This is a genomic window from Bacillota bacterium, from assembly GCA_013314855.1.
In the GTDB taxonomy this organism is placed as follows: domain Bacteria; phylum Bacillota; class Clostridia; order Acetivibrionales; family DUMC01; genus Ch48.
On sequence record JABUEW010000048.1, the window covers coordinates 20,678 to 29,448 of the forward strand.

Annotated in this window: 8 protein-coding genes; all 8 read right to left on the reverse strand. The window is 38.3% G+C overall.

Going from position 1 to position 8,771, the window contains the following annotated elements; translation table 11 throughout:
- Positions 1–19 precede the first annotated feature (19 nt).
- Positions 20–1,354 (reverse strand): trypsin-like peptidase domain-containing protein, encoded by a 1,335-nt coding sequence (locus HPY74_10015; GenBank protein NSW90984.1) that lies wholly within the window; start codon positions 1,352–1,354, stop codon positions 20–22.
- Positions 1,355–1,445: 91 nt separating this feature from the next.
- Positions 1,446–2,945, reverse strand: a complete 1,500-nt coding sequence (locus tag HPY74_10020) for a HAMP domain-containing protein (protein NSW90985.1) — start codon at positions 2,943–2,945, stop codon at positions 1,446–1,448.
- The gene (locus HPY74_10025; protein NSW90986.1) at positions 2,945–3,631 is read right to left on the reverse strand and encodes a response regulator transcription factor; all 687 of its coding nucleotides are present in this window, start codon (positions 3,629–3,631) and stop codon (positions 2,945–2,947) included. Before HPY74_10025 ends, HPY74_10020 begins: the two co-directional genes overlap by 1 nt.
- 87 nt (positions 3,632–3,718) lie before the next feature.
- On the reverse strand, positions 3,719–4,513 hold the full coding sequence (locus HPY74_10030) for a tryptophan synthase subunit alpha (GenBank protein NSW90987.1): 795 nt from the start codon (positions 4,511–4,513) through the stop codon (positions 3,719–3,721).
- Positions 4,506–5,696 (reverse strand): tryptophan synthase subunit beta, encoded by a 1,191-nt coding sequence (trpB, locus tag HPY74_10035; GenBank protein NSW90988.1) that lies wholly within the window; start codon positions 5,694–5,696, stop codon positions 4,506–4,508. The genes HPY74_10030 and trpB overlap by 8 nt, the downstream gene beginning before the upstream one ends.
- Positions 5,697–5,734: 38 nt before the next feature.
- Entirely contained in the window at positions 5,735–6,415 is a 681-nt protein-coding gene (locus HPY74_10040) for a phosphoribosylanthranilate isomerase (protein NSW90989.1), read from the reverse strand.
- 51 nt (positions 6,416–6,466) lie between these two features.
- Positions 6,467–7,312, reverse strand: coding sequence for an indole-3-glycerol phosphate synthase TrpC (gene trpC / locus HPY74_10045; GenBank protein NSW90990.1), 846 nt, complete (start codon positions 7,310–7,312; stop codon positions 6,467–6,469).
- Positions 7,309–8,352 carry an anthranilate phosphoribosyltransferase gene (gene trpD / locus HPY74_10050; GenBank protein NSW90991.1) on the reverse strand — a complete coding sequence of 348 codons (1,044 nt, stop codon included), beginning with the start codon at positions 8,350–8,352 and terminating at the stop codon, positions 7,309–7,311. Before trpD ends, trpC begins: the two co-directional genes overlap by 4 nt.
- Positions 8,353–8,771: the final 419 nt, after the last annotated feature.

The following is an 8,771-nucleotide window of genomic DNA, read 5'->3' on the forward strand; positions in this document are numbered from 1 at the left end:
TTATAATATTTACCAATTCCTATTCTTCAAAAGATGGCCTATCTTCTGTAAGCTCAACCTCAATTGTAATGTATTTTTTATTCCTGTAAATTTCCAACTTTATAGTATCACCAGGTTTAAAGGTATTTTTTATGGCATTCAACTCTTCAAGGTTCTTTACAGCTTTGCCTTCACACTTGGTAATTATGTCACCTACTTTAATACCTGCATTATATGCTCCACTAAACGGTATTACCTCTTGAACCAAAACTCCTGCAGGAACTCTGTAATATTTTGCCATTTCCTCATTGAATGACGAGTCAACTTTTATGCCCAAAAATGGCCTTCCTGGTACATATTTATGCTCAATAAGGTCTTCAAATATTTCTCTGGCAGTATTTATTGGTATGGCAAAACCAATACCTTCAAATCCCTGAGCTACAATTTTAATACTGTTAACACCTATTACCTTTCCTTCAGAATTAACCAATGCACCACCGCTATTTCCCGGGTTTATAGCTGCATCAGTCTGTATCAGTTTAAATTCGTAACCGCTTTCAGACTTTATTGACCTGTTCAATCCGCTTATTACTCCCACTGTTACTGAACCCATATACTCCAGTCCTCCGGGATTTCCTATTGCAACAGCGAGTTCACCTACTTCCAGGGTGTCGGAATCACCCAATTCAGCTGCAGGGAAATCTTTCCCTTCTATTTTAAGTACGGCTAAATCCGTTCTCCAGTCTACGCCGATAATTTCAGCCTTATAAGGTTTCTCTTTCTGATTGGGCAAAAACACTTCAATTTTAGCGTTGCTTCTAACTTTATTTGTGTTTGAATCATATGCATTCTCAATTACATGAAAGTTTGTTAAAATATACCCATCTTCTTTGATTATTATACCTGAACCTTCACCTGTAGCTTGTTGTTCTCCAAAAAAGAAGCTCTGGACATTTGCTGTAATTTTTATCCCAACAATAGACGGGCTAACCTTTTTAGCAATCCATGTTACCGGTGAATCTGTCTTTTCTATTTCAATTTTATAAGATGTCAAGCCCTGACTATTGCTGTTATTGTTTGAAGATGTAACATTTGAAGCTAAAATTTTGTTAAAATATTGGTTTATATCAGGCTGTACAGCAGGTGCAACAAACTGGAAAGCTAAAAATACAATACCTCCACCCAGGATTGAACTTATTATTGCAATAAGGGCTAATTGGAATAAATTATATCCTTTTTTACTTTTCTTCTTTTTATAGCTTTCGCTGTAGTAAAACGGCGAATTTTGGAAATTTGGCTTGGATAAGTCACTGCTCTCAAAATTATTGTTATTAAGGTTATTCATATTTCTATCATAATCATAATCATTATACATAGATAATACCCTCCTTCACACATTTTTGTTTTTATCGTCAACTTACAATTATATTCTAATTAATTATTTTGAAAAATATATGAATAATCTGTTAACTCTTATCCTTATATACCCTTTTCAATGTAAAATAAAACGTTGTACCTTTCCCAACTTCACTTTCGACCCAAATATCCTGTCCATGCTCGTTAATGAGATTTTTCACAATTGCAAGGCCTAGGCCCGTGCCCGATTTATCTTGGCTCCGTGATTTATCGGACTTGTAAAACCGCTCCCATATCATATCCAGTTCATCCTTCTCTATTCCTATTCCGTTGTCTGCTACACATACCAAAACCTTATCTTTTTGTGCTGTTGAAGTACTTAAAACTATTATCCCTCCTTCAGGTGTAAATTTAACAGCATTGTGTATGAGATTAAGCAAAACCCTCTCAATAGCATCCATATCTGCATTTACAAAAACATCTTCCTCTTCAAAATTCGCCATTACTTCTAAGTTTTTTTCAGTAATTATGCTCTCAAGTTTTATTATACACCGTCTTATAAGTTCATTAATATTAAAATCTGTTAAAACAATGCGAATTTCTCCAGCTTCCATCCTGGCAAGATCCAAAAGGTCATTAACAAGCCTGTTTAACCTTACAACCTCATCTCTCACAATTCCAAGGTATTCCTTTTGTTTTTCATGGGGTATTGTTCCGTCCAATATTCCCTCAATAAATCCCCTGATTGATGTCATAGGTGTCCTGAGCTCATGAGAAACGTTGGCAATAAAGCTTCTTCTCATCTCTTCCTGGTTTTGAAGCGCTGCCACCATTTGATTAAAGGCCTTCGCCAGATCACCAATCTCATCCCTGGTATTTATATCCAGACGTCTGCTAAACTCTCCTGCTGCAATAACTTTTGCAGCATTGCTTATTTGCTTTAAAGGCCTGGTTATCTTTAACGAGAAAATATAGACCAGTAAAATGGAAATTATGGCTGAAACAAAAACCGCCGTTATAAAGAAACTGAAAACTGTTGATCTAGCCTTGTTTATTTGGGTAATGGGCGTAGTTAAGTATACTGCTGCAATAATTTGCTCCTTACCGTTAACATCCGTATATTTAAAGGGTTTTTGCACCACCAGCCATGACCAGCCTGTATCTTTATAAAGTCCAAAAAAATCTCCTGTTTCGATAACAGGGTCAATACCGGAAAACACCTTTTTGTATTGGCGTTCATCGGGAAGTTTGTATCTTCCCTGTTGAAAACTAAAGTGCTTTCTTATTGCCGCATCTAATCCCCGTATATTAGGACTTGAAAATATAATAAATCCTTTATCATTTGTTATCCATATATAAGAACCGGTATTGCGCCTGTAAGAATCTAGCAGAAACTGAAATGCCACTTCTGCCAGAGGGTTGCTAGCATTTTCAACATAAATTTCAAGGTAATTGTTAATTTCTTCTCCGGCTTTTTTAAGGTTGTTTATTTTCTCTGTTGATACATATTGCCCCAGGGAGTAGTATAAAGCCACACCCGCTGCTGAAAAACTGAATATAATAATCAATATAAATATTACCATCAGCTTACTAAAAATTGATTTAAACATTACTTCACCTCAAACTTGTATCCCACTCCCCACACAGTTTTCAGTTGCCATACCTGGTTTTGAACATCAAGCTTTTCTCTTAATCTTTTTACATGGACATCAACAGTTCTTGAATCCCCAAAGAAGTCAAAACCCCATACATGTTCAAGAAGCTGTTCCCTGGTGAACACTTTATTAGGATTGGACGCCAGGAAAAAAAGAAGCTCAAGTTCTTTGGGGGGTAATTCCATTTCCTTCCCATTAACTTTCACAGTGTAATTTGACTTGTTTATAACAAGATTCGGGTACACTACCTCCAGCGTGTCTAAGTCCTTTTTCTCATACCTTCTTAAAACTGCTTTCACTCTGGCTACCAGTTCTTTAGGTTCAAAAGGTTTGACAATATAGTCATCTGCCCCAAGTTCAAGTCCTAACACCTTGTCGAAGGTTTCACCTTTTGCAGTGAGCATTATTATTGGTATATTGCTGATTTTCCTTATTTCGCGGCAAACCTGCCAGCCATCTGCACCCGGAAGCATAATATCCAATATGACAATATTAGGTGTAAACATAGAGAAGGTTTCAACAGCTTTTTTGCCGTTGTGTACCGAAAGCACTTCAAAACCTTCCTTCTCCATATAGAGCCTTATAAGTTCGCAAATATTGACATCATCATCTATCACAAGGACTTTTGTTTTGTTATTCATCCCCAACGCCACCTTCCACAGTATAATAATACCACAAAAAAGTGTCGGGGGAAATACTATTTTACTTTACTATTTTACTTTACTATTTTACTTATCCAATTCTTCCCGCATCCCTGCAATAAACTCCCCTACTCTTTTTACTGCTTCTTCCGGGCATTTGCTCTCTTCTATAATCTTCACTATTGCACTTCCGATTATCAACCCATCACCATAATGCTTTAAATGAGCAACCTGGGCCTTATTGTATATTCCAAACCCTATTGCCTTAGGTATATGCGTAAATTGCTCTATATACGAAAACATTTTTTCAAAATCGGCATCAAATTTATTTCTCATTCCGGTAACCCCAAGAGACGAAATGCAATATAGAAAGCCTTTGGCATCCCTGGTTATTTTGCTGATCCTTTCTCTAGATGTTGGTGCTACCAATGTTATTATATGAACATTATATTTTTCAGCAAAAATGCTAACCTCATCTTTTTCCTCGTATGGCAAATCCGGTATTATTAATCCATCTATGCCGTTTAATGAACAGTCCTTGAAAAATCTTTCAGGACCATACCTGAGTATACAGTTAAAATACAGCAGGTATAAAAGAGGCACCTGAGTAGTTTTCCTGATTTCGCCTACCATATTCATTATGTCCCCGATTTTAATTTTGTTTTTTAGTGCTCTCTCATTTGCCCGTTGTATAACAGGTCCTTCTGCAACAGGGTCGGAATACGGTATTCCTAATTCAATCAGGTCAGCACCTTTATTCTCCATCTCCTTAATCAAATCTGCCGTAGTCTTTAAATCAGGGTCACCCGCAGTAATAAATCCTATTAATGCCTTCTTGTTTTCTTCTTTTAGTTTTGCAAACCTGTCTTCTATTCTACCCATTTATATTTACCCCCATAAACCTGGCAACAGAATAAACATCTTTATCTCCTCTACCTGAAAGGTTAACAACAATTATTTTATCCCTGGGAAGGGTTGGTGCAAGCTTCATTGTATAGGCAACTGCGTGGGAGCTTTCCAGAGCAGGCAGTATCCCTTCTGTTCTGGTAAGATATTTAAGGGCTTCCACTGCTTCCTTATCAGTCACGGATGTATACTGGGTGCGCCCTGAAGAATATAAATATGCGTGTTCCGGCCCTATACCTGGATAATCTAATCCTGCAGATATTGAATACACAGGTTTTATTTGCCCTTCTTCATCCTGGATAAAATATGACTTCATTCCATGTAATACACCTATATGCCCCTTTGCAATAGCTGCAGCATGTTTTTCAGTGTCAATACCTTCCCCTGCAGCTTCAACACCTACCATTTTTACATCCCCATCCTGCAAAAAAGGATAGAAGAGCCCCATGGCATTGCTTCCTCCACCAACACAAGCTATAAGGTAATCAGGGAGCCTGCCTTCTTTCCTAAGCATTTGTTGCTTTACTTCAATACCTATAATACTTTGAAAATCCCGCACCATGGTAGGATAAGGGTGGGGTCCCACAACAGATCCTATAACATAAAAAGTGTCCTCAACCGTAGAAGCCCAATTACGCAATGCTTCATTAGTTGCGTCCTTTAGTGTTCCCGTACCTGAAGAAACGGAATGTACCTCTGCACCCAATAGCCTCATCCTAAATACATTTAACTCCTGCCTCGCAATGTCTTCTTCTCCCATAAAAATTTCGCACTTAAGGCCAAATAATGCGGCGGCAGTAGCCGTAGCCACACCATGCTGTCCTGCTCCCGTTTCGGCAATAACGCGCTTTTTCCCCATTTTTTTAGCCAGCAATACCTGTCCCAGAACATTGTTAATTTTGTGAGAACCTGTATGGTTCAAATCTTCCCGTTTTAAATAGATTTTTGCTCCTCCCAGGTCCTCTGTCATTTTTGCGGCGTAGTACAGGAGGGATGGGCGCCCTGCATACTCCTTAAAATAAAAATCAAGTTCTTCCTTAAACCTGGTATCATTCTTGTATTTTTCATACTCATGTTCAAGCTCGATTAATGCATTCATAAGGGTTTCAGGGACATACTGACCCCCAAATATACCAAACCTGCCTTTTTTCTCTGTCATCATCATAATTTCTCTATCTTCGCCTCCAATCTGTATTTCTAAACTGTTTCACACACTCCCCGCACGCAATTAATAAAATCCCTTATTTTCCCCTCGTCCTTAACCCCACCTGTTTCCACTCCGCTGCTTACATCAACTCCGTAAGGGTTTAAGATCTTTATAGCTTCCTTTACGTTTCCTGAATTAAGGCCTCCAGCAATAATGATATTTTTACAACTGTTCAAAATTTTAAGTTCTTCCTTAATCAGATCCCAGTTAAATGTGGTGCCACTTCCGCCAAAACTTCCTTTAGTATATGAATCCAACAAGTATTTGTCAACATCATAAATTCTCATGTTGTCCAGTGAGCTTTTATCGACCACTCTTATAGCCTTCCAGATTTCTATCCTTTTTTCAACACTGCCCTTTTCCCAGGATCTTGTTTTTTTCATCCTTTCATCCAAGCTTCTCACGTAATCGGGGTTTTCATCTCCACTAAGCTGGACAACATCTAAACTTATGTCTTTAACTGCTTCTATAATAACATCCTCCAGTTCATTTACGAAAACTCCCACTCTTCTTATACGTTTGTCCAACCTTCTGCATAGATTTAACGCCTGTTTAATTGTGACCCGTCTTCTGCTTTCTGCAAATACAAAACCTGCGTAATCAGGCAAATACATATTTATTAACCTGACATCTTCTTCCCTTTTAATTCCGCATATTTTAATCTTAACCATATGTTGATTACCCCATCTTGCCAGTTTATTTGTATCGACCCTTCCAACAGCTTAAAGCCCTTCCGGCCTATTCTTATTAAGTCCTCTTAACTCATCTACCTTCTCCTTTATGCAAGGAGCCCTCATTAAGCTTTCTCCAATTAAAACCGCGTCCACTCCCAGTTCTTTTAGATAATTCAAATCTTTGTGTGTCTTTATTCCGCTCTCACTTACTACAGCTCTATCGTATGGTATTTGGCTTATAAGCCTTTCAGTAGTTTTAAGATCAACCTGGAATGTTTTTAAGTCCCTGTTGTTTATTCCTATTATTCTTGCTCCTGAATCCAACGCTCTTTCTAAATCTTCTTCATTATGGACCTCAACCAGGCATTGTAATCCCAGTATCTCAGCCACTATTTGGAATTTTTTGAGCTGGTCATCGGACAAAACGGATGTTATGAGTAGTATCGCATCTGCTCCAAGACATCGTGACTGATAAATCTGCCATATATCAATTATAAAGTCTTTCCGTAATATGGGCATTGGGCAAAACTGCCTAACCTTTACCATGTGGTCATCACTCCCTAAAAAATAATCACTTTCAGTTAGGACAGATATTGCCTCTATATTAGCACTTAAATATTCCTTTGCAATGGAAACCGGGTCAAAGTCATGCCTTATAATCCCCTTTGAAGGAGAAGCCTTTTTAATCTCTCCTATTATTGATATTTTTCCATCCTTCTTTATCCCCTTATAGAAATCTAAAGTATTATGAATGCCAGGCATTTTTAGACGCTGTTTCCACCCTTCTATGGATACTTTCTCCATCTCTTCTTTTAACCTTACTCTCTTTTGCTTGATAATATCATCCAGTAAGGACCGGCCAACTTTGCTTTGAATACTCACTTGTGCACTCATGCCATCACCTCTTTTTTGCTTTCTGCTTTTTTACTACAGGTAAAATCTCTTAGTTCCTCGAGTTTTCGTAAAGCCATTCCTGAATCTATTAGCCAAGCTGCCAGCTCTATACCTTCAGCCAAAGTATTAACCGCCCCTCCAACACACAAAGCAGCCGCAGAATTTATTAAAACTACATCTCGTTTTGGTCCTTTCTCCCCCCTAAATAGGGACATGATAATTTTTGCATTGTCCTCAGAAGACCCTCCTGTAACTTCTGTTTTGTCTATTCTTTTTAAACCAAACATTTCAGGATTTATTACGTAGTTCCTTATAATTCCTTCTTTCACCTCGGAAACTAAAGTTTCATGGCCCAAGGATATTTCATCTAATCCATCCAGTCCGTGGATTACCATTGCTCTTTCAATCCCAAGCTTAAGCAGGACTTCAGCTATGGGCCGTGTCAACTCTTTACTGAAAACACCAACAACCTGCCCTTTAACATTTGCCGGGTTCGTGAGAGGACCAAGAATATTGAATATGGTCCTGAATCCTAATTCTTTCCTTGGTCCTGCGGCATGCTTCATAGATTTATGGAACATGGGGGCAAACATAAATCCAATGCCAACCTTTTCTATAGACTCCTCCACCTCATTTGCCGAAATAGTAATATCTATACCGAGGGCCTCCAGGACATCGGCACTTCCGCTTTTGCTAGAAACCGACCTGTTACCGTGTTTGGCTACCGGTATTCCTGCCGCCGCAGCCACAAAAGCTGACGCAGTGGATATATTAAAGGTATTTGATCCGTCTCCTCCTGTACCACATGTATCAATACTGAAAGAAACCCTGGGGTTAATCCTGTATGCCTTGTCTCTCATAACCCTTGCGCAACCTGTAATTTCTTCAATGGTCTCCCCTTTTAACCTTAAAGCTGTCAAAAAACTTCCTATCTGCGCCTGAGTAGCCCGCCCTTCCATTATGTGGTCCATGGCGTCCATAATTTCTGTTTCTTCTAGATTTCTCTTATCAATTAATTTTTGTATTGCATACTTTAGCATTACTGAATTTCACCTGCCTTTTCGAAAGCAAGGTTTTCATGATATTCAACCTTTGCCCCATTTAGACCAGGTGTAATTAAACATTGATACAACATAACGACTCCTCCTTTTCATCAAAGGAAGACATGAGAAATGACATGTATGATTGGCGCTAATGTAACTTGTAACTTGAACTCGCCTCATCTCGTCTCTTCTCATCTCTTCACTCTCATCTAATCTACTCACACTAATTATATCCAAAAACTGAATCAAAAATAGTTTAGAAACATTATAGCAGGAAATATTTATAAACGCAATAGTTTTTTTAGCAATAGTATGATTTGCTTATCGCTCGTCGGATTAACAAGCTCTATAAGCCTTTCCGCAATGTTTCTGTCATTATATGTATCATATACAGAAAATTTGCCCCCAGAAAACCC

Bases quoted from the DNA above. Each gene is read 5' to 3' on its own strand.
- HPY74_10015 (NSW90984.1), bottom strand. From the start codon at position 1,354: ATGTATAATGATTATGATTATGATAGAAATATGAATAACCTTAATAAC.
- HPY74_10020 (NSW90985.1), bottom strand. From the start codon at position 2,945: ATGTTTAAATCAATTTTTAGTAAGCTGATGGTAATATTTATATTGATT.
- HPY74_10025 (NSW90986.1), bottom strand. From the start codon at position 3,631: ATGAATAACAAAACAAAAGTCCTTGTGATAGATGATGATGTCAATATT.
- HPY74_10030 (NSW90987.1), bottom strand. From the start codon at position 4,513: ATGGGTAGAATAGAAGACAGGTTTGCAAAACTAAAAGAAGAAAACAAG.
- trpB (NSW90988.1), bottom strand. From the start codon at position 5,696: ATGACAGAGAAAAAAGGCAGGTTTGGTATATTTGGGGGTCAGTATGTC.
- HPY74_10040 (NSW90989.1), bottom strand. From the start codon at position 6,415: ATGGTTAAGATTAAAATATGCGGAATTAAAAGGGAAGAAGATGTCAGG.
- trpC (NSW90990.1), bottom strand. From the start codon at position 7,312: ATGAGTGCACAAGTGAGTATTCAAAGCAAAGTTGGCCGGTCCTTACTG.
- trpD (NSW90991.1), bottom strand. From the start codon at position 8,352: ATGCTAAAGTATGCAATACAAAAATTAATTGATAAGAGAAATCTAGAA.